The sequence below is a fragment of the Bacillaceae bacterium S4-13-56 genome (assembly GCA_040191315.1).
Lineage (GTDB): Bacteria > Bacillota > Bacilli > Bacillales > JAWJLM01 > JAWJLM01.
Genome location: JAWJLM010000001.1, coordinates 106,073 through 131,492, shown reverse-complemented (window position 1 = coordinate 131,492; position 25,420 = coordinate 106,073). Strand labels below are relative to the sequence as shown.

Genomic DNA, 25,420 nt, shown 5'->3' with positions numbered 1-25,420 from the left:
CAGATCCTCCTTATTTTATAAGTGCATTACTATCAATAATTAAGGCTACTTGACCATCTCCAAGTATCGTTGCCCCAGAAATAGCAAAAACATTTGTTAAATAATTTCCTAAGGACTTAAGCACAATCTCTTGCTGACCAATTAAAGAGTCAACAACAAGCCCTGCCATCTTATCTCCTTTTCTCACAATCACTATAGAAAAGAATGAATCTTCTGAGTCACCAGTAGGAATATCAAAGACATCTTTTAAGAAGACAAGAGGTACTACTTTTCCTCGGAAATCAATCACCTTTTTATGGTGAGCGCTCATAATTTCTTCTTTTTTTACAATAGCAGTTTCAATGATGGAGGAAAGAGGGATTGCAAATTTCTCCTCCTGAATCTCTACTAACATGACAGAAATAATCGAGAGTGTTAAAGGAAGCTGTATAGAAAAAAGTGAACCTTTGTCTAATTTTGACTCAATAAAAATAGAGCCACCAAGAGATTCAATTGTATTCTTTACCACATCTAACCCTACCCCACGACCCGACACATCTGAAATTTTTTCCGCTGTTGAAAAACCACTTTCCATAATGAGCTCATTGATTTGTGAATCAGATAAGGATTGAGCTTGCTCCTTCGATACTAGTCCATTGTGAATAGCTTTTTGAACCACCTTCTCGCGATTGATACCAGCGCCATCATCTTCAATTTCGATAAACACATGGTTACCACTATGATAGGCTCTTAAGGAAAGCATGCCTTCTTCAAGTTTCCCTTTTCGAGATCGTTCTTCTGGTAATTCAATTCCATGATCCAAAGCATTTCTTATTAAATGAACAAGCGGATCACCAATTTCATCAATAACTGTTCTATCTAATTCTGTTTCAGCCCCTGATATTTCAAGGTTTACTTGTTTATGTAGATCTTTAGCTAATTGTCTTACCATCCTTGGGAATCGATTAAAAACTTGATCTACAGGAACCATACGCATATTGAGAATAATACTTTGTAAATCACCAGAGATTCTTGACATTCTTTCCACTGTTTCGTGTAGTCCTTGATGTTCCAGTTCATTTGAGATTTGTTCCAATCTTCCACGATCAATGACTAGTTCTTCAAATAAATTCATTAGTACGTCAAGCCTGTCTATATTTACACGAATCGTTTTTCCTGTTGTTTGAGATTTTTGGGTAGATGATTTTTCAGTGCTTTCCTTATCTTTACCAGAAGAGGAAGACGGCTCTTTGGGATTAAATTGTTCTTCCTTTTGTTTCGAAAAAGAGTCTTGATTAAATATTTCTACTTCCACTTTATCAATCTCTGAAACCTTTAATATCCTTTGTTTTACATCTTCAGGGGTTTCCTTTGTAACTAACAAAACTGTAAACTCATAGTCGAATTGTTCTTCCTCAAGTGCTTCCACTGAGGGATTTGATTTAATAATTTCACCAATCTGCTCTAGAACATCAAAAACCATATATACTCTTGCTGCTTTTAACAAGCAATCATTTCTTAATTGAACATAGACGTATAAGTTTTGGTATCCCTGTTCTCTTGATTCTTCCAACACACTTAATTCAAATTCATCTAATCGCTTAAAAGAGTTCTCAACTTTAGTATGTACTTGCGTCGCTGCTGCTACTTCATTCTGACTATTATTCGCTATGTAACGACCTTCTTCTATATCCTGGAGTTTATGAACTACAAGAGATACGTCGCGTTTCCCATTTCCACCAGATGCTATATCCTGAATCATGGCTTCCAAGTCATCGACTGATTCAAAGACCACATCTAAAATATCAGAGGTCACTACAATTTGTTGATTTCTCACTCCATCTAACACATTTTCCATTTTGTGAGTTAAATTAGCTAAGTCTTGAAAACCCATTGTGGCAGACATTCCTTTTAAAGTATGTGCTGCACGAAAAATCTCTCCAACGATATCTAAATCTGTGGGACTCTTTTCGAGTTCTAACAACAAGTCGTTCATTGATTGTAAATTCTCTTTGCTTTCATCAATAAACACATCAATATATTGATTCATATCCATTTCTTATACCCCCCTCAAATTATCTTCTATTTTCAACTATATTTACAATTTTCGAACCAATATTTTGGAGGTCGACCACATAGTCAACCATCTTTGTGTTAATAGCAGCTTTGGGCATTCCAAACACAACAGAAGTTTCTTGTGACTCTGAGATAATCGTTGAATTTTGACCAGAAGTCTTTAGGGAATATAAAGACTTCGCACCATCAGATCCCATGCCTGTCATGATCACAGCAATTTTCTCATAATTGGATATCCTAGCAATGGAATCAAATAGCACATCTACAGAAGGACGATGACCATTCACTAATTCTGCCTGATTTATTTCTGTTAAAAGTTGGACGCCTTTTTGTTTTACTTTTAAATGAAAATTTCCCGGTGCTATATATGCAACGCCGTTTTCTAGAACTTGCTCATTCTCTGCTTCTTTAACGGTAATCTTACATAAAGAATTCAGCCGTTCAGCTAAGGAGCGAGTAAAACCTGGGGGCATATGTTGAACCACCAGGATAGGTGCTTCTATAGTTGCTGGTAACTGAGTTAAGACTTGCTGTAATGCTCTTGGTCCTCCTGTTGAAGTTCCGATTGCTACTATTTTTTTAGCATGCGAGATTTTATTTTTGTATAACTCTTTACGCTTTTGACTTTCTTTTGGTGCATTCATTTTCACTTTAGAAATAGGCTTAAGAAGTAGATTCATATCCGTCTTAGAAGCAGCAATAACTTTATTGATTAGTTCATTTTGGACCTTTTCAATATCTAAGCTAATGGCTCCAGATGTCTTTAATACAAAATCAATGGCTCCCATTTCCATTGCTTGGAATGTACTTGTTGCTCCTTCTTTCGTAACACTTGATAACATAACTACTGGAAGAGGATGTTCCTTCATTATTTCTTGCAATGCATTTAAGCCATCCATTATTGGCATTTCCACATCAAGGGTCACAACATCAGGAGAAAGCTCTTTTATTTTTTTCAAACCATCTTGACCATTCCTAGCGGTACCAACCACACGGATTCTATGGTCCTGTTCTAACATATCAGTTATCATTTTTCGCATAAAGGCTGAATCATCTACTACTAAAACAGTGATTGAATCCATAAGTATGACTACCTTTCTAGTAAGTAATGTTTAAGCCGCGAAACAAAAGTAAACGGCAGCTTTTTAGACAGATCAATATGTTCTTCAAGATATTGATTGACTATATGCTCCATAGCCACAGATACCATTGCCTTTTGATCAAACAATAGAAAAGGAATTTGCCGTGAAACAGCCCTTGTAACCGTTCGGTCATCTGGCAAGATTCCTAACGGGTTCAAGTCTAAACTCAGAAATTGTTGAACTACATTTTGGAGTCTTTTCATTGTTTCTTTTCCCGAAGAGTCATTATAAGCCCGATTAACTAATAAATACATTGGGAGTTTTGAATCTCTTTTCGCGATATGTTTAATCATTCCGTAAGCATCTGTCATTGATGTAGGTTCTGTAGTGGTAACCACAAAACATTCATTCGCAGCAAGTACATAATGCAAGGTTTCTACAGAGATTCCTGCCCCCATGTCAAACAGAATAAAGTCATATATGTTTAACAAAGATTGAAACTGGTCTAGAAAAAAGTTGAATTTCTCTTCGTCTAATTGAAAAATATCAGAAAGACCTGTTCCAGCTGCAATATAGGATAGGGACTCTGGACCTACCTCAATAATATCATGAATCGACAATTGATCATGAAATAAATTGACAATCGTATATTTTGGAGAAAGTCCTAACAAAATATCGATATTCCCCATTCCGATATCTAAATCAAAGAGTAATACTTTCTTCTTCTTCTTTGACAAAGAAAGTGCAAAGTTTAAGGCAACATTCGACTTTCCAACACCGCCTTTTCCACTTACAATGGCGATGGTTTTGGCTTCACCTTTGTGCTTTTGTAATAGCTTTTCCCTTAATTGCTCTGCTTGATCTCGCATTAGTTTTCACCAACTATCGTTGAAATAATACTTTCGTACGAAGCCGCTTTTATGTCATCTGGTACATTTTGCCCATTCGTAAGATAAGCTACTCCAATACGATGTTCAAGTATCATGCTTGCCATAGTACCATATCGGGATGTCTCATCTACTTTAGTAAATATAAACTTTTCAATAGGAACAGAAGAAAATTGCTCAAAAATTTCATTCATGTCACGAGCCTTAGAAGTTAGTGATAAGACTAAATAAATTTCTGATTTTTCGTCGAACTCAATCACCTTATTCAACTCTGTAACATATTTAGGGTTTCGATAATTTCGCCCTGCTGTATCTACCAATATTAAATCGTAATGTTCAAATTTCTCTTTGGCTTTCTTAAAGTCCTCTAAGTTGTAAGCAACTTCCAGAGGAACATCTAAGATTTTAGCATATGTTTTTAATTGGTCAATGGCTGCGATTCGGTACGTATCTGTGGTGATAAAGGCGACTTTCTTATTATGCTTTATGACACTCTCGGCTGCTATTTTAGCTAAAGTAGTCGTTTTCCCTACTCCGGTTGGGCCTACTAAGTGAATGTACTTCGTATCAAAATAAACGCCACCAAAATCTAGAGAACTCATCCTCATCTTCAACTCATTTTTCAGCCAGCTCATTGCTGTTTCTTTTGTGGCATTGGGAGAAGCTATATAATCCTTTTCAAAAATTGTAGTTACAAGCTTTTGCGCGACACTTTCATCCATCTCTTGATCTATTAAATGTTCATAAATCGTTTGAAGAGTTGGTGGGTAATGCGTCCCCTTTGAAAGAGATTTTTTATTCAAGAGTTCTTTTAACTCTTGAATTTCTTTTAAGACCTCGTTGCTTAAATCTACTGTTTTATCCGGATTGGTTTTGATTGATTCGTTAGGGAGTACTCTTTCCTTACTCAACAGAACTGGTTCAACTGGTTTTTCCTGCTTTGGCTTAGGGTCTATAGCAGCAATTACTTCGATGTTCTTCTTTCTAAACATTCCCATGATACCGCCTGTTGTTACTACCTTGGAGTTCAAGATAACAGCTTCTTCACCTAACTCTTTTCTTATTTTCTTCATAGCTTCTGGCATAGTGGGTGCAACAAACTTCTTTACTTTCATGCGACATTCACCACCCCTACACTTTGAACCTCAACATTTGGCTCCAATTCATTGTAAGACAATACGACCACTTGAGGGAGATGACGGGATAACAATTGTTTTACATACATTCGCACAGCGGGTGAGCAAAGCAAAACTGGCACATCTTGTTGTAATGAAATATGTTCAACCTGTTGAACGACCGACTGAATAATAGCTTGTTGTGTTTCAGGATCCATAGATAAATAGCTTCCATGTTCAGTTTGTTGTATGTTTTCTGCAATTATCTTTTCTACTCTGCCTGATATGGTCATTACCTTTAATCTCCCATCCTGAGCGTATTGCCTTGATATTTGTGAAGAAAGTGATTGTCTAGCATACTCTGCAAGCAATTCGGTATCCGTTGTCATTTTTCCAAAATCAGCAAGTGTTTCAAAAATGACAGGTAAATTTCGTATCGAGACTTGCTCTCGTAATAGTTTAGCCAACACTTTTTGAATGTTCCCTATACTAAGTGGATCAGGGGTAACCTCTTCAACTAAGATTGGGTAATGCTCCTTTAAATGATCAACTAACTGTTTCGTTTCCTGTCTTCCAATTAATATATGAGAATGATTTTTAATAACTTCTGTAATATGAGTGGACACCACCGATGGAGGGTCAACAACTGTATATCCAGATAATTCAGCCTCATCTCGCATTTCTTCTGGAATCCATTTTGCCGGAAGTCCAAATGCAGGTTCAACCGTATCAATGCCCTCTATTCCATCGTCGTCGTCCGGCCCCATTGCTAAATAATGATTTAAATATAATTCACCTCTAGCTACTTCATTCCCTTTGATTTTAAGACGGTACTCATTAGGATTCAACTGTATATTGTCTCGAATTCGTACAACGGGGATAACAATCCCAAGTTCTAAAGCAAGTTGCTTTCTTATCATGACAATACGATCTGAAAAGTCTCCTCCCTGCGTAGCGTCCACTAAAGGTATAAGAGAGTAGCCGAATTCGAATTCAATGGGATCCATGCTAAGTAAGTTCACTACATTTTCTGGATTTTTCATAGAACTGCTATCTATTTGTTCCTCTTCATCTATTCTTTCATTTTCAGGCTGTGTTTCTGGTCGGGATAACAGATATCCCCCTAATACTAAAACACCAGACAGAAAAGTGGTTAAACCAAAATTAATTGGGGTTAAGCCTAATAGAAAAATAGTTCCTCCAGCAATGTATAGTAACTTTGGATATCTTAATAGTTGTTCTGTAACATCCGTTCCTAAATTTCCTTCAGAGGCTACACGGGTTACGACGATACCAGTTGCAGTGGAGATAAGCAATGCTGGTATCTGGGAAACTAAGCCATCCCCAACAGTTAATCGGACAAACATGTTAACTGCTTCCCCAAAGGGCAATCCCATTTGTATCATACCAATGATTAATCCCACAATCAGGTTGATCAAAACAATGATAATACCAGCAATAGCATCCCCTTTAACAAATTTACTAGCACCATCCATAGAACCATAAAAGTCTGCTTCATTTTCTATTTTTTGACGTCTAGCCTTTGCTTGTTGTTCATTAATAAGCCCTGCATTCAGGTCGGCATCAATACTCATTTGTTTTCCTGGCATTGCATCAAGTGTAAATCTTGCTGCCACTTCAGAAACACGTTCCGAACCCTTGGTTATAACTAAAAACTGAATAATAACTAAAATTAGGAAAATAACAAAACCTACTAGTGGATCACCACCAACTACGAAATTACCGAAAGTGTCAACTACTCCTCCTGCTTCCCCCTTACTAAGAATTGAGCGAGTAGTAGAAACATTTAATCCTAACCGAAACAAGGTAAGTAAGAGCAACAAAGTTGGAAAAATAGAAAATTCCAATGGCTCTTTTATGTTCATCGATACTAAAATGACAACTAATGCAAGAATAATATTAAAGAGAATAAGTATGCTTAAGATCCATCCACTTAGAGGGATTACTAGCATAACGATGATTAATATAACTCCTAGCAATACCGATAAATCCTTTAATGCCATTGGGTTCACCTCACTATGTTTCTATATTTTCTTTTGAATTCTATACACATATGCCAAGATTTCAGCTACAGCTTGATAAAATTGCTCGGGTATATTTTGACCAATATCCAACTGATCATATAAAGCCCTTGCCAATGGCCGATTTTCAACCATTACTACTTGATTATGTCTGGCAATTTCTTTGATTTTTTGAGCTACATAATCAGCACCTTTGGCAACTACATAGGGAGCATCTGATTTTTGTTCATCATATCGAATAGCAATAGCATAGTGAGTTGGGTTTGTAATAACAACATCAGCATTAGGAACCTCGCTCATCATACGCCTCATCGCCATTTGTCTTTGACGTTCTTTTATCTTTGATTTGATTAGAGGATCCCCTTCTATGTTTTTATATTCATCACGAATATCTTGCTTTGACATTCGTATGTTTTTTTCAAAGTCATATTTCTGATACATATAATCTAAGACAGCTAAAATCATAAGTATGATTGAGGAAGCCAGACCCATCCAAACCATGGTTTCACCCAAAAATGAAATGGCTATTCCAGGGGATTTTTGAGACAACATTAGCATGTCATCTTTCCGAAGCCAAAGTACAGAAAAGGTCACTACTCCAATAAAAGAAATTTTTAATAATGACTTTACTAACTCAACGATCGCTCGGACAGAAAAGATTTTTTTTGCCCCTTTAATCGGGTCAATTTTCTTCAAATCAAATTTCAACGGTTCAGCAGATAATAGAAATCCAACTTGCAGATAATTTGCAGCTAAACCAGCAATAATGGATATTAATAAAATCGGTGCTAAAGTTATCGCTGTCTCTATAGCCACTTCATTAAAAATATGAGTCACACTGCTTGGGGTAAGCTCAAGATGTAGATATTGCTGATAACTATATTTGAAAAGGTTCAAGAACCTCTCTCCAAAGAAGTGCCCGAAGACAAGAAAAAGCAAAAACATACAGAACAATAAAAGTGCCGTATTTATATCTTGGCTTTTAGCTACTTGTCCCTTTTTCCGAGAATCTTGCCTCTTCTTAGGGGTTGCTTTTTCTGTCTTCTCACCCGCGAAAAACTGTAAATCCAGGCGCATTTGTCTCACTTAGGTCCCTCCCATGATTTGAATTAAACCTCTCATGGAGTATAAAACTGTATCAAATAGATTTCTGACTAATATCGTATACAAACTCAATGATATAAAAATAACAAAAAAACTAACTAGTATTTTTAATGGAATCCCTACAACAAATACGTTCAACTGCGGGACTGTGCGAGCAATTATTCCTAACGCTACATCCACTAAGAACAGAGAACCAACAATAGGGATAGACATTTGAAATGCTATGATGAACATTTGATTAAAGGATTGAATCACAAAGGAAGCGATCGATCCATCAGAAAATGTAATGAATTTTTGCATAGGAATCCATTGAAAACTATAATAAATTCCTTCAATTAATAGATGATGCCCATCTACAGCAAGTAAGAATAGCAAGGCAAATATGTAAAGATATTGACCAATTAATGGGCTTTGAGCACCCGTTTGTGGGTCTATAACATTGGCTATGGCAAATCCCATTTGGAAATCAATAAATCCGCCTGCAATTTGTATAGCTGACAAAATGATATAGGCTATTAATCCAATAAGAAGTCCAATTAATGCTTCCTTTATAATTAATAAAATAAAAGTCTCATTTACTATAATCATAGGGACATCAATGGTATAAAAAATAATCCAGGCTAGAAAGAAGGCCATTCCGATTTTGTAATGTGTTGGTAGATTACGATAAGAAAATATGGGTAAGGTCGTGAAAAATGCCATGATCCTAACAAAAATTAGAAGGAAAGCAGGAAAGGTATTTATATTTATCATATCTATCATGAATCTACCCTATAAACCGATCTAAATTTTGAAATATTTCTAGGGTATATGAAATCATGTGACTTAACATCCATGGTCCAAAGAAAACAAGTCCAACTAATACAGCTACAATTTTAGGTATAAAAGCAAGGGTCTGTTCCTGAATTTGTGTCGTAGCTTGAAAGATACTTACAAGTAATCCGACAACAAGGGCCAAAATTAATAAAGGACCAACAACAATCAAGATGGTGTAAATCCCTTTTTCAGCTTGTGATATAACGAAGTCACTAGTCATTGTCGGAACATCCTTTCTTCACTAAAATCCTTCTAAGATTGAATGGGCAATTAAGTACCATCCATCAACTAATACAAATAATAGAATCTTAAAGGGGAGCGAGATCATTACTGGTGGAAGCATCATCATCCCCATGGCCATCAATACACTTGCAACTGCCATATCAATAACCAAAAAAGGAATAAAAATCATAAATCCCATTTGAAAGGCAGTTTTTAATTCGCTGATAGCAAATGCCGGAACAAGTGCTGTTAACGGTATATCTTCAATACTTTCAGGACGATCCAACTGAGCATAATTCATAAACAATGCTAAGTCCTTTTGTCTTGTATGTTTTGCCATGAATTCTTTGATAGGTGCGCTCGCTCGATCATAAGCCTCATCTAACGTAATCTCTTCACTAAAGAGTGGGGTTAATGCTTGTTCATTCACTTCATTAAATGTAGGTGTCATAATGAAAAAAGTTAAAAATAGTGCTAACCCAATTAAAACTTGGTTTGGTGGCATTTGCTGAGTAGCAAGTGATGTTCTTACAAAGGACAGAATAATGATAATTCTAGTAAAACTGGTCATTAAAATTAGTATACTTGGTGCTAGAGACAAAATGGTTAATAACAAAAGCAAGCGAACGGACGTGGAGATGGCTGCAGGTTCTGCACTTGAAAAAATTTCTATAAAATCATTCATCTTGATTCTCTTTTCTATCCTTATAACGATTGATCATCGTCTGCCTGCCATTTTTCATCCCTTTCAACTCGTTAGAAAATAACTGTTGAAATTGAATGGTAGATTTGTTCTCCACATTTGTCTTTTTTAAGGAAGGAATAAATCCCTGATTTTGTAAGTCATACTGGTTCTGATTAATCTCTGCTATTGTATCTTCATCAGTTATTTCTGTTAATAAATCAACGTTGTCTCCTACTCCAACCACATAATAACGATTTGCAATTCTAACAATTTGAATGGAACGATTTGTTCCTAATGAAAGTCCACCCAAGTTTTCTAACGTTTTTACTCTTGAAAATATCCGATTTCTTTTATTAATGAATCGTAATAAGAAATAAATGAGAGCTAATACAAAAAATAAAGAAAATACCATTTTAACAAGTGTCCATGCAAGAGAAGGGCTAGAGTCTGTATTTCCTTCTTCCTCTACAGTATTTATTTCATCATTAAATTCTCCCTCCATCCCATTCGTCTCTCGTTGTTCTTCTTTGAACCCATTTTCAACAGAGTTTATTCCTGCATGAACTTGGAAAGGGATGAGATTTATTACACTTGTAAAAAGGAGAATAATAAAAACTTTGTACACTTGTAGTTTCATGGGGAAACCCTCACTTTTTTTATCCTAATGCTTTCTTAATCGCTTCTAAAACCCTATCTGCTTGGAATGGTTTTACAATAAAATCTTTAGCGCCTGCTTGGATTGCATCAATTACCATAGCCTGTTGTCCCATAGCAGAACACATAATAATTTTCGCGTCCGAGAATTTTTTCTTTATTTCCTTTAAGGCCGTAATTCCATCCATTTCTGGCATCGTTATATCCATGGTCACAAGATCTGGTTTTAACTCACTATACTTTTCAACTGCTTGTACACCATCCTGCGCTTCTCCAACAACTTCGTATCCATTTTTAGTTAAAATATCCTTAATCATCATCCTCATAAACGCTGCATCGTCTACGATTAAAATTTTATCTGCCATGAAAAAAATCCTCCCTTAACCAACATCTACTGTATTTTATTCAAACGATCTCGTTGACTGAGAATGTCCGTTACACGAACACCAAAGTTTTCATCAATGACGACTACTTCTCCTTTAGCAATCAACTTATCATTTACAAGTATATCGACTGGCTCACCTGCTAATTTATCTAACTCTACTATTGAACCAGCTGATAATTCTAAAATATCCTTTATAGTTCTTTTGGTTCTTCCAAGTTCAACAGTTACCTTTAGAGGAATATCTAATAGCATATCTAAATTCCTCTGTTCATTTGGAGCAATCTGGCTAGGTACAAATTCAGAAAACTCAGCAGTTTGTGCCTCTTCCGCGTCTCGAGTGGATAATCCTCCCATGTGTTTTGGAGTTGAATGAACGGGCTCTTGGTATCCAGACTCTTGGTGGAAGCTATTCTCTTCTTGAGAAACTCTTATTTCCTCCTTCGGAGGGACCAGAACTTCTTCTTGCGGATTCAACAATTGATCTACCAAGTCTTTAGAAAACTCAATAGGCAAAAGCTGCATAATTCTTGAATCTATTAAATTGCCAACCTTCAGCTGAAAGGAAACTTTAATTAGTATATCTTCCTCTGGGATTTGCTCCGTCCCCTCGCCGTGTTTTACGTCTAATACATCAATAGAAGGGGGCGAAATATCAACTCTTTTGTTAAAAATAGTAGACATACTTGTTGCAGCTGATCCCATCATTTGGTTCATTGCTTCCTGCACAGCACTTAGGTGAATCTCATTTAACTCACTTTCCGGATTTGTTCCATCACCCCCTAGCATTAAATCAGCTATAACTGCTGCATCTTGTGAACGAATGACAAGTACATTCATTCCAGCAAATCCTTTTGTATAGGTAACGCGTACAGCTACATGGGGTTGTGGAAACTCTTGCTCTAGTAAACTTCTTTTTACAGCAGAAGTTGTTGGAGTTGTAATCTCAACCTTTTGGTTTAGTAGCGTAGATAAGGCTGTAGCAGCACTTCCGAAAGATATATTCCCTATTTCACCTAAAGCATCTTGTTCTAGTCCACTAAGAAAATCGTCAACAGGGGGCTGCTCCACTGCTGTATTTTGATCATCGTTGGTTCCTTTTAATAGCGCATCGATTTCATCTTGTGAAAGCATATCATCACTCATCATCCATCGTTCCCCCCTTAATTTCTTCCATGATTTGTATTGCCAATTTATTTTTTACCTTTCCTGGTTGGATATAGAATTTTGGTGAATGATCCACTCTCATTTCAAGAGGTTTATCTATAGGTTGTCTTAGCTCAATAACATCTCCAACTTCCATACTCAATAAATCTTGTATCGTTATACTAGATTCACCTAATATAGCTTGAACGCCTACAGTTGCACCTTTCACATGAGAAGACAGTCTCTCGTACTCTTCAGGCTTTCTTTCTTTTGATTGTGTTTGCATCCAGTAATGTACAGACAGTTTAGGAATGATAGGTTCCAAAACCACATGTGGAATACAAATATTAATCATTCCACTTGTTTCTCCAATGGTTGTATTCAATGATATAACAATTACAGTTTCATTCGGTGATACCATTTGTAGAAACTGAGGGTTCACTTCAAATTCTTCTAATATTGGATCAATCTCAACGACAGAGCTCCATGCTTCCTGCAGGTTTTCAACTGCTTTTTCAAAAAGTTGAGACATGATTTTGGTTTCGATTTCCGTTAAATTATCTACTTTGTTTACACTAATACCTCTTCCACCTAGGGTGCGATCCATCATGGAATACGCTATATTAGGGTTTATTTCTAATAAAATCCTCCCTTCTAGAGGAGAAACTGAAAATATATTTAAAATTGTCATCTTAGGGATAGAACGGATAAATTCTTCATAAGGAATTTGATCTACTGAAGCTACAGAAATTTGAATATAGGTTCGCAGCTGGGCTGAAAAATAAGTGGTTAGCAGCCGTGCAAAGTTTTCATGAATTCTAGACAAACTTCGAATTTGATCTTTCGAAAACCTTAAGGCGCGCTTAAAGTCATACACTTTTACCCTTTTCTCTTTTTCTTCTTGCTTTAACTCGTCGGCATTCATTTCCCCAGATGATAGTGCAGATAAAAGAGCATCTATTTCATTTTGAGATAGTACCTCTTCAGCCAAATTCCTCACCTCCCATTTACATATGGAGAGTTATTGTAATAATTTGTTGATGGTGTAGACATCCGTTACTTTTCCATACTCTAAAGTTTCATTTAAACGAAGTTTGATCAATTGCTCAATATTATCTAGTCCTGTATTAAATTCTTCTTTTTCCATCTTTGATAACTCTTTTATGATTATATTTCTAATCTGAAATTCTCCAAGAGATAGTTCTTCTTTGGTCTCTTGGCTATCAGTTACAATTTTAAATTGGATTTTGACAAATCCATCATCTTTTAAATTTGTAACAACTTCTTCCGTATCAAAGGAATTTTCTATAATTTCCTCCAGAGAAGGTTCTGACCCTTTGGCCTCTGAATCTTTAACGTTTACTATAACAACGATGGCTGCTACTCCTATTAAAGTAATTCCTATGAGAATGATAAGCATGGTTTTATATACATTACCTTTCATACTCTTCCCCTCCAGCCTTTACAGAAATTCCAAGTAAGCCTATTTCCTGATGATACTTTTTAATCTTTTCCATAACTTCGTCTAATGAGTTTCGAACGACCATTTTCCTACCTGATATCAATGTGATTGTTGTATCTGGTAAGGACTGAATCTGTTCAATTAATAAGGCATTTAAAATAAACTCTTCACCATTTAATTTGTTTAAAGGAATCATATGTACAAGGAGGAGCTAAAGTTATACTTCAGCTCCTATCCTCCTCACTTATCGTTTTAGATTCACAAGTTCCTGAAGAATTTCATCTGAAGTTGTAATAATTCTAGTATTTGCTTGGAATGCACGCTGAGCAGTAATCATTTCTGTGAATTCTTCAGAAAGGTCAACGTTCGACATCTCCAATGCTCCAGCTACAATTTGGGCTGCACCGTTTTGACCTGCTGGATAAAGGGTACTAATTGCTTGTACAACTGCTCCAGTCGAATCTGTTAAACCCGCATTGGAAGTTAATTGATATTCGCTCCCCCCAATTTTCTCCAAACCTCCTGGATTGGAAAACTTAGCTAGCTTGATATAACCAGCTATCTGGGCGGTGCCTGTTGAATCTACGTAATTTACACTACCATCTTTTCCTACACTAAAGCTCTTCGCGTCTCCCGGAATTTGAATGCGAATGTAATCAGCGGTAGAGACTGATGTTGTTTCACCCATTAAATATTTACCACTTGAATTGACAATATATCCTTGGCTATCTAAATAAAAATTTCCAGCTCTTGTAAAAGAAATAGATGCAATTGTTTCATCAATATTGGATCCTGTGATGGCCGTTCCATTCCCTTCTGCGAGGACAAACATTCCATCTCCCTCGAGAGCCAAGTCTAGTGGACGATTTGTAGTTTGTCGGTTTCCTTGAGTATGGACCGTATCAATAGAACCAACAGTTGTTCCTAATCCCACCTGAGAGGGGTTAATTCCTCCTCTTATTGGGTTACCCATTGCATTAGCCACAGGAGCTTGAGAACCTGTCATTGTTTGACTCATCATATCTTTAAATGAGATGACACTCTTCTTATATCCACTTGTATTTACATTAGCGATATTATTTCCCACAACATCTAACTTAGTTTGAAAAGCTTTCATACCTGAAATACCTGAATACATTGAACGTAACATGAGACTTCAATCCTCTCTTATTTTGTTTTTGATTGTTTCACTGCTTCAATCGGTCCACAGTGACAATTAGGCCTCCATTACGGTCCAGCCTAATCTACTAAAATCGTTCCATTAATATTAGTGAAAATTTGTGAAGAAGCTTCTTTCCGGTCCATAGCTGTGACAACCGTTTTATTTTTTGCACTAACAATGAGCGCAGCATCTTTTGTAACCACAAGTGAATCAGTGATACCTTTAGACCTTGCCTCACTGACTAATCGATTAATTTTTTCCCAACCGGAAGAATCAATCGTGATATTTCTGTCTTCCATACGCTGAGTAGCATGTTTACTAATCTTTAAATCACTTTCTTGCTGGAGTATATCTTTAAAGGATACTCCATGAAAATCTGTATTCGGCTGGGGAACAGTTCTTTTTAATGGCAAAGGTTGCGGTGCCAAATGATGAATTCTATGATCCATTTACTATTCCACCTCTATTCATTGATTTGATCCTTTCCAACTCGTGTTATCTGTTCCGGGGTTATTCTCGACCCATTTTCTAATTCTAACTCTACACCATTTCCAATTTTATAAACTGAAGTAACCTTTGAGGTTATTATTTCCTGACTTTCATCAATATCTTGATAGTCAACCTCTTTTCCAATAAATGAACTATATTGTACGATTGGGTTAATTTGTTGATTATCAGCCATTTTTTCTATAGCCTGGCGCATACTCATCATTTGTTCTAAGGAAGAAAAAGTTGTCATCTGAGAAATAAATTCTTTATCTTCCATTGGATTTAATGGGTCTTGATTTTGCAATTGTGCCATTAATAGCTTTAGAAAATCATCTTTTCCAAGAGTACTACCGGATGAACCATTCGTTTTCTGTTGCTGATCTAAATACACGGATGAATCAATTTTCATTTCCTTCACCTATACCTTCATATTTAATAAAAATTCCTTAAATACGGATTCCTCATGATCTTCCTTTGGGTTTTCCTGTCTTTGTTGCTGTTGTTGTTCTTGCCTTGATTGCTGTTCTTTATTTAATTGTTCCTGCTGCTTTTGACTAAGAAAGCTTTGCTGTTGTAGAGTTTCTTGTTTTTCTACAACTACCTGGTGAGGAGAAAACATGTGTTTAAGCTGGTGCAAATTACCTTCCAATAATTCTTTTGCTGCTAAGCTTGTTACTGTAATTTTAACAACCATTTCCCCATCAACTTCTACAAATCTCATCAACATGTTTCCTAGATTCTCGGGCTGTAGACGAATGGAAAGCTGTTGAACTCCTCCTTGTTGAAGGAATTGGCTTTTTTGAACTACTTTTTGGAATTCTTGTAAAAATTGTCTTTGTTGCTGTTGGTTTACTGGGAGACGTATAATGTATTGTTCAATCTTAGACATTGGCATACTGTTACCCTCAGGAACATAAAGGGTTTGATTCGTAGTTTTTAATGTCATCCCTTGTCGTTCCATAGCCTGTGTTATCCATTTGGAAATGTCTTGTGTAGTGACTGTTGCATTCTGTACATAGTTGCCTTTAGGAGTTGTAGATGTCCTTCGTAAATAGTTTTGAACCAGTATTTGAATCATTTCCTGTTGATTCGATTCAAGTTTCCCTCCACTAAAAATCCGTTTGAATAACTGACTCGAATCATTCACTTGGATACTTTGTTGTTTTAGAAAACTAGTTAGTTCCCTCAGTTGTTGTAAAATTAGTGCTGCCGCCTTTAACTGTTCAGTCGAATCCCCTGAATGAGCTAAAAATCTATTAACCTCTTTACTGATCATCTCAGAGTAGGTGTATAGACTTTGAGTAATACTGGTTATTTTCTCCACATCTAAATCTGAAAAGTTAGGTGTCATCATGACTTGAGCTGTATCAATAAAAAAACTCTGGATGTAATTAGACGTTGTTGCAGTTTCATCCATTTCAATGACATGTTTTTTTATGAATGTCAAAAGTTCCATCTTTTCTTCTGAAGAAAAAGTTGCAAACTCCTCTGTCAGACTTCGCTTTATTCCTTCAAAAAGCTGATTTTGAGAGCTCAAATCTTCTATAAGCTGACTAATCGACTCTAACTCCTTTTCCTCTTGATTAGGAGCCGGTTTTTCTCCTTCTTGTAGGCTATTTAGTAGTTTAGAAATACTTCTTAAAAGATCTTCAATAATTGGAGTAAGATTGTTCATAGCCAACGTATCGATTTCTAAATCCTTTGACGTTTCGGAACTAAAAAGGAGACTAAAGGGTGATGTGTTTCCTTCTGGTATTTTATTGCCCATAAACAACGAATTGATGCTAGAAGTTGGCATTGACTGTATGATCGTGTTCACTGTTTCACCTCCTTTCAAGTGGCTAACTTTTTATAGATTTTGCAAAAGCAACTCTGTTAGTCTTGCAGCTACTTCTGGGTCCATCTTGGCGAGAATATTCCCTCTAGTGTCATTCGGCAGTTTTTCCAGTAACTTCAAAGCTGTTTGTTCTTCTAACTTTTCAAGAATATTAGCTGCATTAATAGGATCCATCTCTACAAATGATTGTGAAATGTTAGTCATTGCTTCTTCAATGTTTATAGACTTTTCTTTAGTTTGATCTAAGACAAGATTTAACTCTTGCAGTTGATTTTCTAATTTAGAAATTGACCTTTCTTTTTCCTCAATGGTTTGGTTTAAAGAAGTTATCTCCTGTTCATAATCACTAACCATTTTCTTATACCTATCTAACTGTTCTTCTGCACTTTCTTCTTGGCTAACCCACTCTCTAACAACTGGAATTTCTTTCCCGTACTTTTCTGCTATATCAAAAAGATTGATTCCAGCTACAGTCAAAATAAGTAAGGTAACAGCAACGGCAAATAGGAAAGGGATGACAACGATAAAAAAAATCCATTTGATTTTCCCTGTTTTTTCAGAATTCTTTTCATCCTTCGCCATTTCATCACCTAATTTCGCTTTGCTACAAATTGAAGCATGGATAACTCATCCATGAATAAAGCTTCCATTCTATTTTCTTCCTTTTTTATGTATTGCTTTTGTCTATCGATCAATGTCTCGAATTTTTTAACTTCAACATGAGCATCTGTAAGTTTTTGCTGTTTAAGATCCATTTCCATACGTATGTTTTGAAGCTCGTTTTGAAGATCACTTTCTTCATGTGCAAGTTTGTCGATGTATTGATAGTAGCTAAATAGGGAATGAGCCTCCATTTTATTTTTCAACCCTACCTCTACCGTTTTTTCAGCTTCCTCTTTTTTTTTCAACACATGATAAAGTTTTGTACCCACATCTTCAAAGCGCTCTACGATTTGTTTGTATTCCTTTTGAAGAGATAGTTTTTCAAGGTCTTTGATGTTCAAAATCTTTGATAGAGATTGAATATTCCCCATTACCTATTACCTCCAACCAATGCTACCAGTTGATTTATGGATGAATCTCTTGTTACTTGTTCATGAACGTCTTGCTTTAAAAATGAAATGATCTTGGGATAATATTGAATAGCCTCATCTATTTCTCGTGATGAACCTTTTTTGTAGGCTCCAATCTGAATAAGCTCTTCATTTTCTTTGTAGGTTGCTAAAAGCGATCTTAATTTTTCAGCAGAGGAAAGATGTTCAGGAACAACGACCTGATTCATTACCCTGCTAATAGAGTTAAGAACATTTATTGCTGGGAACTGTCCTTGTTCAGCTAATTTTCGATCCAGTACGAAATGTCCATCAAGTATTCCTCGAACTGAATCTGCAATCGGCTCATTCATATCATCACCATCAACCAATACGGTATAAAAGGCTGTTATTGCACCAATATGATTTGGACCTGTCCTTTCCAACAACTTAGGTAAAATCGCAAAAACAGAAGGTGTATATCCTTTGGTTGTAGGAGGTTCCCCTATCGCTAACCCGATTTCACGCTGGGCCATCGCAATTCGAGTAACTGAATCCATCATGAGATTAACGTGAAGTCCCTGGTCACGGAAATATTCACAAATAGCAGTTGCTGTATAAGCTCCTTTTATCCTCATTAAGGCCGGTTGATCTGAAGTAGCGACGATAAGAATGGATTTTTTCAACCCTTCTGGGCCCAAATCCTTTTCAATAAATTCTCGAACCTCTCGTCCTCTTTCTCCTAATAGCGCTATAACATTTAGATCAGCATTACTATTTCTAGCTATCATACCTAGTAAAGTACTTTTTCCAACCCCACTTCCGGCAAAAATCCCCACTCTTTGCCCCTTACCAACTGACAGTAGAGCATCAATGGAACGAACACCAACTTGTAACGGTTCAGAAATAGGAGCTCTTGTCAGTGGATTTGGCGGCTGCTGTTCTGTCGGAACTGAGCGCAATCCTTTCGGAAGATCTTTACCATCTAATGGTTTGCCAAATGCATCGATCACCTTACCAATAAGACCTCTTCCCACTTTCACCTCCAAAGTCTTGGAAGTTGCTTCTACCAAGCATCCCGGAGCTACGTTTTGTGTAGAATGAAATGGCATTAAGAGTACATTTTCATCATGGAATCCCACCACTTCAGCAGGAATTTTTTGCCCTTTTTTCTTTGGAGGATGGATATAGCAAAGATCTCCTACACTCGCTTCTGGACCCTTTGACTCAATCGTCAATCCTACTACTCGGTGAATTTTTCCGTACCTCTTATACGAATCCATTCTTTCAATTTCATCTAGTAAGAAATCAACTTTCACCCCTTTTCCTCCTCTATGAGCTCGAACAGTTTTTCTCTGATATGAAGGAGCTGCGTATCTATACTTGCATCTATTCTTCCGATAGGTGATTCTATATAACAACCTTCGGAGTTCAGCTCATCATGGGGATATATCAGTAACTCCGCTTTCGGATTTACAATTGCTAACAGTTCATCTTTTTGTTCGATTACAAAAGAATAATATTTCGGATGAACAAATATTTTGATCTGAGGTTGGTCCTCTATTTCACGGATAGCATGCTTGATAAGCTCAGTGAATGTCTCCGGTTTATCCTCATATAATAATCGTGTAATTTTACTTGCGATTTTTATACCTAGCGCGAGAATAGTCTCTTCTGATTGATTAATAATGTTCAGATACTCAACTCTGGCTTCATCAATCGTATCTTGAGCAAATTGAAGGGAACTTTTGTAATCCTCATATGCCTTCTTTTGTCCATGCTGGTAGCCTTCTTGGAAGCCGTCCTCAATCGCCTTTTTCCTTTGTTCTTCCTTTTCTACTTCCCACTGCTTTCTTTCTTCCTCTATTTGAAGCTTACTTTTCTCGATCAGAGCTTCCGCTTGATTTTGAGCATTTTGAAGCTGTTGTTCAGCCTGTTGAAATTTGTACATCATTTTTTCTTTAGAATTCTCAATAGTCTCCTCGTCGTGGTGCAAACCTTCCTGACGAATTTCGATCGACTTTAGTCCAATTACCCTGGTAGAGGAAAGATTAGACAATGATATCATCACCTCCACCACGTGCAATTACAATTTCCCCCACTTCTTCTAAACGACGAATTACAGCTACAATTCGAGTTTGTGCCTCTTCTACATCCCTTAAGCGAACAGGACCCATAAACTCCATTTCATCCTGAAAGGTCTCAGACATACGTTTTGACATGTTTTTAAAAACAATATCCTTAACCTCTTCACTTGCAACTTTAAGCGAGAGCATTAGATCTTCATTTTCAACATCTCTAATTACTCTTTGTATAGCTCGATTATCTAATGTCACAATATCTTCAAAAACAAACATTCTCTTTTTAATTTCCTCTGCAAGCTCCGGATCTTGTATTTCTAATGCATCAAGTATTGTTCTTTCCGTTGATCGATCAACACTATTTAACACATCTACAACTGCTTCAATTCCACCAGTTTGTGTATAATCCTGAGTTACTGTAGCTGATAGCTTCCGTTCTAGAATTTGTTCAACTTCATTGATAATCTCCGGTGATGTACTATCCATTAATGCGATTCTTTTAGCTATATCGGCTTGCATTTCTTGGGGCAATTCGGAAAGTATTTGTGCAGCTTGTACCGAATCCAAATAGGAGAGGACAAGCGCTATAGTTTGTGGATGTTCGTTCTGTATAAAATTCAAAATCTGCGCCGCATCCGCTTTCCTTGCAAAATCAAAAGGTTTAACTTGTAAGGAAGATGTTAATCGATTGATTATCATACTTGCTTTTTCCGATCCTAGAGCCTTTTCGAGAACAGTCTTTGCATACGCGATTCCACCTTGAGCAATATAATCTTGAGCAAGGGCGATCTCATGAAACTGTTCTAATATCTCCTCTTTTTGAGAAGAGTTCACTTTTTTTACTGAAGAAATTTCTAATGTAAGTTGTTCAATCTCTTCTTCTGTTAAGTGTTTATATACCTGGGCTGATGCGTCAGGTCCTAGGGAAATGAGAAGAAGTGCCGCTTTTTGTCGTCCTGTCAATTCTCCTTTATGTTTCGGCATAATCCTTCCTCCTTAATCCTCTGCAATCCATGATCTTAAAAGTTTCGCGAAATCTTCTGGCTTTTCTTTTGCTAATCGTTCAAGCTGCTTTCTTCTGGCTGTTGAATCTGTTTCTTTTTCTTGATCAATTTCCGGGATAGAGATCATCTCTTCTTGTTTGAACTCTTCAATCTCTTCTTCCTTGTTTTTTCTTCTCCGCAACAATAACCCAATTAAAATAACAATTAACAGTAATACTCCCCCACCAACAACATAAATCCAATAAGGAATCGTGAAGGCTGGAGGTGTTTGTGCAACAGGTGTCCTTCCATTGAACTCTTGGAATACAATAGATATCTTATTGTCAGGTATCACTTCCCCATAATCCTTCGAAACGGATGTACTAACAATGGAACTCAAAATAGAAGTGATATCACTTCTAACGGTTTCCTGCTCCTCTTCAGAAAGGTATTGAATTTCTTCACCATTTTGTTGCATTTTAGCGTGGTCTACAGCGACTTGTATCCCCAAGTCCCTTACTTTATAAGGGCTTTCCTGAATGTTTTTCGTAATTCTTGTAAACTCGTTATTAATGGTTTCCTTTACTAATTCGTAGGAGCCATTATCTCCTTCCACTTCTGTGTTGTAGTTTGGAACATCTTCATCCCCAGTTCCTGCTACTCCGCCAACTGGTGGATTACCAGAGTATGTTTCTCTTATTCTTTCTACACTTACAGGTAGCCCTTCCATAGTCGCTAGGTTAACTGGTTCAACGATATTTTCTACGCGATTTTCTTGAGTGAAATCAATATCAGCGGTTACCGAAACCATTACTTTTTCTTGCCCAATCATTGTGGAAAGCATCTGCTGTACTCTTCGTTGGATGTCCTTTTCAACATCTTTCTTTATTTGTTGTTGTGTAGCATAGGTATTTCCACTTGTGTACTCTTCTTCTAAATCAAAGTACTCAAAATTTTGATTCATGATCACAATGTTTTCAGTTGGAAGATTCGGTACTGACTTAGAAACTAACCGATAAAGACCTTGGATTTGATTTGGATCGAATCGAAAACCCGGATCTGTATGTATAACAATAGATGCAGATGATTCCATTTCTACATCGCTTATAAAAACAGGATTAGCCGGCTGGTTTATCATCACTTTAGCTTTTGAAATCCCATCAATTTGCGTAATCAGATTAGCTAACTCTGTTTGCGTGGCGTCCAAGCGAACCATCTCAAACTCACTATCTGTTGTCCCCCACGATGAGTCTTGACTAAAATAGGAATAATCTATATGGCCTGTATTAGGAAGGCCGACAGCAGCTAAATCTACCAACAAGGAATCCACACTATCTTCTGGAACTAAAATAGTTGTTCCTCCTGGTCCGACATCATGTTGGATTGCCCTAGCTTCAAGCTCTTGTTTCACTTGTCCTACCTCTTGGATGGTTAGGTTACTATATAATGGAACCATTTTGGGATGGGAGGAAAAATAGCTGAGAACAGAAATGAGTAATACTGCTAATACCACCCCACCAATCATCATGCTTTTTTGTGCTGATGACCGTTCCGTCCAAAAATTCGTCACTTTTTGTATATATAGCTGTAGTTTCTCGTTCATATTTTCCCCCAAATCCACATCCAAAAATTGATGTAAAACGTATTCACTAAATCTGCATTCTCATAATCTCTTTGTAAGCTTCAATAACTTTACCCTGAACTTCTACGGCTGTTTGAAGGGTTATACTGGCTTTTTGAGCTGTTATCATAACGTCATGAAGATCATCAATGGTTCCATTTGCTAGAGCCTGCGTTTTTGAATCAGACTGAATTTGCGTTTGATTCACATGATTAATAGCGTTTTGAAGCTGACCAGCGAAATTACTTTGGGCTTCTCCCGGAGTAACTTTTTTAAGATTTATGTTTTCCAATGGGCTTAGCTGACTTCCAATCACCTGTATACTCGACATTTATTCCCCTCCTACTTTCCAATTTCTAATGCTTTTAATAACATATCCTTCGTTGCGTTGACTGAAGTAACGTTAGCTTCATAGGACCTAGTGGCACTCATCAAATCCACCATTTCCTTTAATGGATCAACATTCGGTAACATTACATAACCATTTTCATCAGCATCTGGATGAGATGGATTATAAACACTCTTAAATGGCTCTTGATCCTCTACTATCTCTCGAACCCTTACACCTTTACCAACTGATACCGTATCTGCTTGTGCCTTTTGCAAGAAGCTTTGAAAGGGTGTTTCCTTCGGCTCAAAAACTACCATTTTACGCCGATAAGGTTCCCACTCGCCATTCTCATTCTGAATAGCTCTCGTGGTTTCTGCATTTGATAAGTTTGATGCAATGACATCCATACGAAGACGTTGTGCTGTTAAACCACTTGCACTAATGTTTAACGAATCAAAAATACTCATCCTTATCTACCTCCCTTAAGAACAGTTTCCAAACTATTGAACTTTCCGTTTATTCGATCGACCAAAGCCTGATAATAAATTTGATTCTTGGCAAGCTCGGTCATCTCCTTATCAATGTCTACATTGTTTCCGTTATGGTTATAAGCTGTAGTCTGCTGTTCTTTGATTCGATAAGGAACAAGGTTATCATTCTGAAAAGGAATATGTTTAGGATTCGTTCGTTTTGCATCCAGAGTTGACTCTAATACATTCTTAAATTCAACTGATTTTGCTTTATATCCCGGAGTATCAATATTTGCGATATTTTGACTGATCACCTTGTTTTTTGCCGAAGCATAATCTAGTGATCGTTCGAGATTTTGAATTGTATCTCCAAAAAATGACATATTCTCCCTCCTCATAATATTAATATGATAAATGACCTATCTTTTATTTTATTGTAAAGAAAAAATACCAACAATGTCATGAGGTGATATCACTAAAAAACAATTATCGTTCAGTTGAATTCGACAAATGGCGACTCGCTATACCCTATAATTTGGTAATAACATAGGTTAAAGTCTTGAAATCTATTTTTATAATAAAAAGAGACGACAAAATGTATGTAATGAAAATCTTGTAAAAATATTGTTGAGCATATGACAAACATAGCTATATTATGACATATTACGAACATTATTGAAATGCGAAATCATTATTTATGGGGGTGCTGAGCAAAGTTTTTTTCTAAAATGACATATTTATATAGAAGAAAATTATTTTTCTAAGTTACATTCACCTGTTTCTGCGAAGAGGCTCTATGTAGCTTTGAGGCTAAAGCTTTGAAGATTACTCGATGAAGCTTTTTTTGCTGAAGCTAGACAGATTTTTTGCTTTATTATCTTTCGAAAATCAGGAACCCCTTTTTTTCACTTCAACCTATATATAGCTGATACTATATAAAAATAGCCAAGGGATAATCTCCCTTGACTATTTTTAGTTTATTTTGCATTCATTTTTTGAAGTTCAATCAGAAATTTATTGTTTAGAACCTTGATATACGTTCCCTTCATCCCTAAACTACGAGATTCAATGACACCCGCGCTTTCCAACTTGCGAAGTGCGTTAACAATTACTGAACGCGTAATTCCAACTCTATCAGCTATTTTACTTGCGACTAGCAAGCCTTCATTACCTTCCAGTTCTTCAAAAATATGTTCAATTGCTTCAAGTTCACTATAAGATAAAGAGCTAATAGCCATTTGGACAACCGCTTTACTTCGAGCTTCAATTTCAATTTCCTCCGTCTTTTCATGGAGTATCTCCATTCCAACAACAGTTGCTCCATACTCAGCAAGTAGTAGGTCATCATCTGAAAAACTCTCGGTTAATCTCCCTAGAATCAAGGTTCCTAAGCGTTCTCCGCCACCAATAATAGGTACTATTGTTGTTAAACTATCTTTAAACAAATCTTTGTTTTCAACTGGAAATGCTGTATATTCACTATTAATATCAAGATTTGGTGTAGTTTCTCGAATTTGGAACAGGTTTTCTGTATAACTTTCTGGAAATTGTCTTTCTTCTAACATACGCTTCATACGCTCATTGGCAATTTCCTGCTTAATGGCATAACCTAAAAGTTTCCCTCTACGACTAACAATGAAGATGTTTGCTTCTGTTGCATTACGTAATATCGCGGCTACATCATTAAAATTAACTGATTTCCCAGTTGTTTTTTGAAGCATAGCATTAATCATTCTAGCACGATCTAAAAGTTTCATTTTTTT

Annotated in this window: 29 protein-coding genes; all 29 read right to left on the bottom strand. The window is 36.5% G+C overall.

Translation table 11 applies throughout. From position 1 onward, the window contains the following. Positions 1-10 precede the first annotated feature (10 nt). The 29 genes from RZN25_00670 to codY all read right to left on the bottom strand — a co-directional run bounded on the left by RZN25_00670 (position 11) and on the right by codY (position 25,414). A complete protein-coding gene (locus RZN25_00670; protein ID MEQ6375346.1) occupies positions 11-2,035 on the bottom strand; it encodes a chemotaxis protein CheA in 2,025 nt (674 codons plus the stop codon). Positions 2,036-2,054: 19 nt separating this feature from the next. Beyond that, entirely contained in the window at positions 2,055-3,137 is a 1,083-nt protein-coding gene (locus RZN25_00665) for a chemotaxis response regulator protein-glutamate methylesterase (protein MEQ6375345.1), read from the bottom strand. Between the two features lie 8 nt (positions 3,138-3,145). Continuing rightward, positions 3,146-4,006, bottom strand: a complete 861-nt coding sequence (locus RZN25_00660; protein MEQ6375344.1) for a MinD/ParA family protein — start codon at positions 4,004-4,006, stop codon at positions 3,146-3,148. Then, positions 4,006-5,139: a flagellar biosynthesis protein FlhF gene (gene flhF / locus RZN25_00655; GenBank protein ID MEQ6375343.1), complete on the bottom strand. Its 1,134-nt coding sequence runs from the start codon at positions 5,137-5,139 to the stop codon at positions 4,006-4,008. The genes RZN25_00660 and flhF overlap by 1 nt, the downstream gene beginning before the upstream one ends. Next, the gene (gene flhA / locus RZN25_00650) at positions 5,136-7,163 is read right to left on the bottom strand and encodes a flagellar biosynthesis protein FlhA (GenBank protein MEQ6375342.1); all 2,028 of its coding nucleotides are present in this window, start codon (positions 7,161-7,163) and stop codon (positions 5,136-5,138) included. The genes flhF and flhA overlap by 4 nt, the downstream gene beginning before the upstream one ends. 21 nt (positions 7,164-7,184) lie before the next feature. Next, complete coding sequence (gene flhB, locus RZN25_00645) at positions 7,185-8,258, bottom strand: flagellar biosynthesis protein FlhB (protein ID MEQ6375341.1); 1,074 nt, start codon at positions 8,256-8,258, stop codon at positions 7,185-7,187. A 9-nt stretch (positions 8,259-8,267) separates the two neighbouring features. Next, positions 8,268-9,047, bottom strand: a complete 780-nt coding sequence (fliR, locus tag RZN25_00640; protein ID MEQ6375340.1) for a flagellar biosynthetic protein FliR — start codon at positions 9,045-9,047, stop codon at positions 8,268-8,270. A 4-nt stretch (positions 9,048-9,051) separates the two neighbouring features. Then, positions 9,052-9,321: a flagellar biosynthesis protein FliQ gene (gene fliQ, locus RZN25_00635; protein ID MEQ6375339.1), complete on the bottom strand. Its 270-nt coding sequence runs from the start codon at positions 9,319-9,321 to the stop codon at positions 9,052-9,054. A 21-nt stretch (positions 9,322-9,342) separates the two neighbouring features. Further along, positions 9,343-10,008, bottom strand: coding sequence for a flagellar type III secretion system pore protein FliP (gene fliP / locus RZN25_00630; GenBank protein MEQ6375338.1), 666 nt, complete (start codon positions 10,006-10,008; stop codon positions 9,343-9,345). Continuing rightward, positions 10,001-10,645 carry a flagellar biosynthetic protein FliO gene (gene fliO / locus RZN25_00625; protein MEQ6375337.1) on the bottom strand — a complete coding sequence of 215 codons (645 nt, stop codon included), beginning with the start codon at positions 10,643-10,645 and terminating at the stop codon, positions 10,001-10,003. The genes fliP and fliO overlap by 8 nt, the downstream gene beginning before the upstream one ends. Positions 10,646-10,664: 19 nt before the next feature. Beyond that, complete coding sequence (locus tag RZN25_00620) at positions 10,665-11,027, bottom strand: response regulator (GenBank protein MEQ6375336.1); 363 nt, start codon at positions 11,025-11,027, stop codon at positions 10,665-10,667. 26 nt (positions 11,028-11,053) lie between these two features. After that, positions 11,054-12,193 carry a flagellar motor switch phosphatase FliY gene (fliY, locus tag RZN25_00615; protein MEQ6375335.1) on the bottom strand — a complete coding sequence of 380 codons (1,140 nt, stop codon included), beginning with the start codon at positions 12,191-12,193 and terminating at the stop codon, positions 11,054-11,056. After that, positions 12,183-13,181, bottom strand: a complete 999-nt coding sequence (gene fliM / locus RZN25_00610; protein MEQ6375334.1) for a flagellar motor switch protein FliM — start codon at positions 13,179-13,181, stop codon at positions 12,183-12,185. The genes fliY and fliM overlap by 11 nt, the downstream gene beginning before the upstream one ends. Positions 13,182-13,211: 30 nt before the next feature. Beyond that, positions 13,212-13,634 (bottom strand): flagellar basal body-associated protein FliL, encoded by a 423-nt coding sequence (gene fliL, locus RZN25_00605; protein ID MEQ6375333.1) that lies wholly within the window; start codon positions 13,632-13,634, stop codon positions 13,212-13,214. Next, a complete protein-coding gene (locus RZN25_00600) occupies positions 13,624-13,848 on the bottom strand; it encodes a flagellar FlbD family protein (GenBank protein MEQ6375332.1) in 225 nt (74 codons plus the stop codon). Before RZN25_00600 ends, fliL begins: the two co-directional genes overlap by 11 nt. 48 nt (positions 13,849-13,896) lie before the next feature. Then, positions 13,897-14,802, bottom strand: a complete 906-nt coding sequence (gene flgG / locus RZN25_00595; GenBank protein MEQ6375331.1) for a flagellar basal body rod protein FlgG — start codon at positions 14,800-14,802, stop codon at positions 13,897-13,899. 89 nt (positions 14,803-14,891) lie between these two features. Beyond that, a complete protein-coding gene (locus tag RZN25_00590; protein ID MEQ6375330.1) occupies positions 14,892-15,263 on the bottom strand; it encodes a TIGR02530 family flagellar biosynthesis protein in 372 nt (123 codons plus the stop codon). Between the two features lie 14 nt (positions 15,264-15,277). Continuing rightward, entirely contained in the window at positions 15,278-15,712 is a 435-nt protein-coding gene (gene flgD, locus RZN25_00585; protein ID MEQ6375329.1) for a flagellar hook assembly protein FlgD, read from the bottom strand. Positions 15,713-15,721: 9 nt separating this feature from the next. Next, complete coding sequence (locus RZN25_00580; protein ID MEQ6375328.1) at positions 15,722-17,122, bottom strand: flagellar hook-length control protein FliK; 1,401 nt, start codon at positions 17,120-17,122, stop codon at positions 15,722-15,724. A 30-nt stretch (positions 17,123-17,152) separates the two neighbouring features. Beyond that, the gene (locus RZN25_00575) at positions 17,153-17,722 is read right to left on the bottom strand and encodes a hypothetical protein (protein ID MEQ6375327.1); all 570 of its coding nucleotides are present in this window, start codon (positions 17,720-17,722) and stop codon (positions 17,153-17,155) included. A gap of 8 nt (positions 17,723-17,730) precedes the next feature. Further along, positions 17,731-18,174 carry a flagellar export protein FliJ gene (gene fliJ / locus RZN25_00570; GenBank protein MEQ6375326.1) on the bottom strand — a complete coding sequence of 148 codons (444 nt, stop codon included), beginning with the start codon at positions 18,172-18,174 and terminating at the stop codon, positions 17,731-17,733. Next, complete coding sequence (fliI, locus tag RZN25_00565) at positions 18,174-19,454, bottom strand: flagellar protein export ATPase FliI (protein MEQ6375325.1); 1,281 nt, start codon at positions 19,452-19,454, stop codon at positions 18,174-18,176. The genes fliJ and fliI overlap by 1 nt, the downstream gene beginning before the upstream one ends. A gap of 32 nt (positions 19,455-19,486) precedes the next feature. Beyond that, positions 19,487-20,230 carry a flagellar assembly protein FliH gene (gene fliH / locus RZN25_00560; GenBank protein MEQ6375324.1) on the bottom strand — a complete coding sequence of 248 codons (744 nt, stop codon included), beginning with the start codon at positions 20,228-20,230 and terminating at the stop codon, positions 19,487-19,489. Further along, entirely contained in the window at positions 20,223-21,236 is a 1,014-nt protein-coding gene (gene fliG / locus RZN25_00555) for a flagellar motor switch protein FliG (GenBank protein MEQ6375323.1), read from the bottom strand. The genes fliH and fliG overlap by 8 nt, the downstream gene beginning before the upstream one ends. 12 nt (positions 21,237-21,248) lie before the next feature. Then, entirely contained in the window at positions 21,249-22,838 is a 1,590-nt protein-coding gene (gene fliF, locus RZN25_00550; protein MEQ6375322.1) for a flagellar basal-body MS-ring/collar protein FliF, read from the bottom strand. A 46-nt stretch (positions 22,839-22,884) separates the two neighbouring features. After that, positions 22,885-23,187 (bottom strand): flagellar hook-basal body complex protein FliE, encoded by a 303-nt coding sequence (gene fliE / locus RZN25_00545; GenBank protein ID MEQ6375321.1) that lies wholly within the window; start codon positions 23,185-23,187, stop codon positions 22,885-22,887. Positions 23,188-23,198: 11 nt separating this feature from the next. Then, positions 23,199-23,654: a flagellar basal body rod protein FlgC gene (flgC, locus tag RZN25_00540; protein MEQ6375320.1), complete on the bottom strand. Its 456-nt coding sequence runs from the start codon at positions 23,652-23,654 to the stop codon at positions 23,199-23,201. A gap of 2 nt (positions 23,655-23,656) precedes the next feature. After that, positions 23,657-24,040 carry a flagellar basal body rod protein FlgB gene (flgB, locus tag RZN25_00535; GenBank protein ID MEQ6375319.1) on the bottom strand — a complete coding sequence of 128 codons (384 nt, stop codon included), beginning with the start codon at positions 24,038-24,040 and terminating at the stop codon, positions 23,657-23,659. 594 nt (positions 24,041-24,634) lie between these two features. Continuing rightward, positions 24,635-25,414 (bottom strand): GTP-sensing pleiotropic transcriptional regulator CodY, encoded by a 780-nt coding sequence (codY, locus tag RZN25_00530; GenBank protein MEQ6375318.1) that lies wholly within the window; start codon positions 25,412-25,414, stop codon positions 24,635-24,637. Positions 25,415-25,420 lie beyond the last annotated feature (6 nt).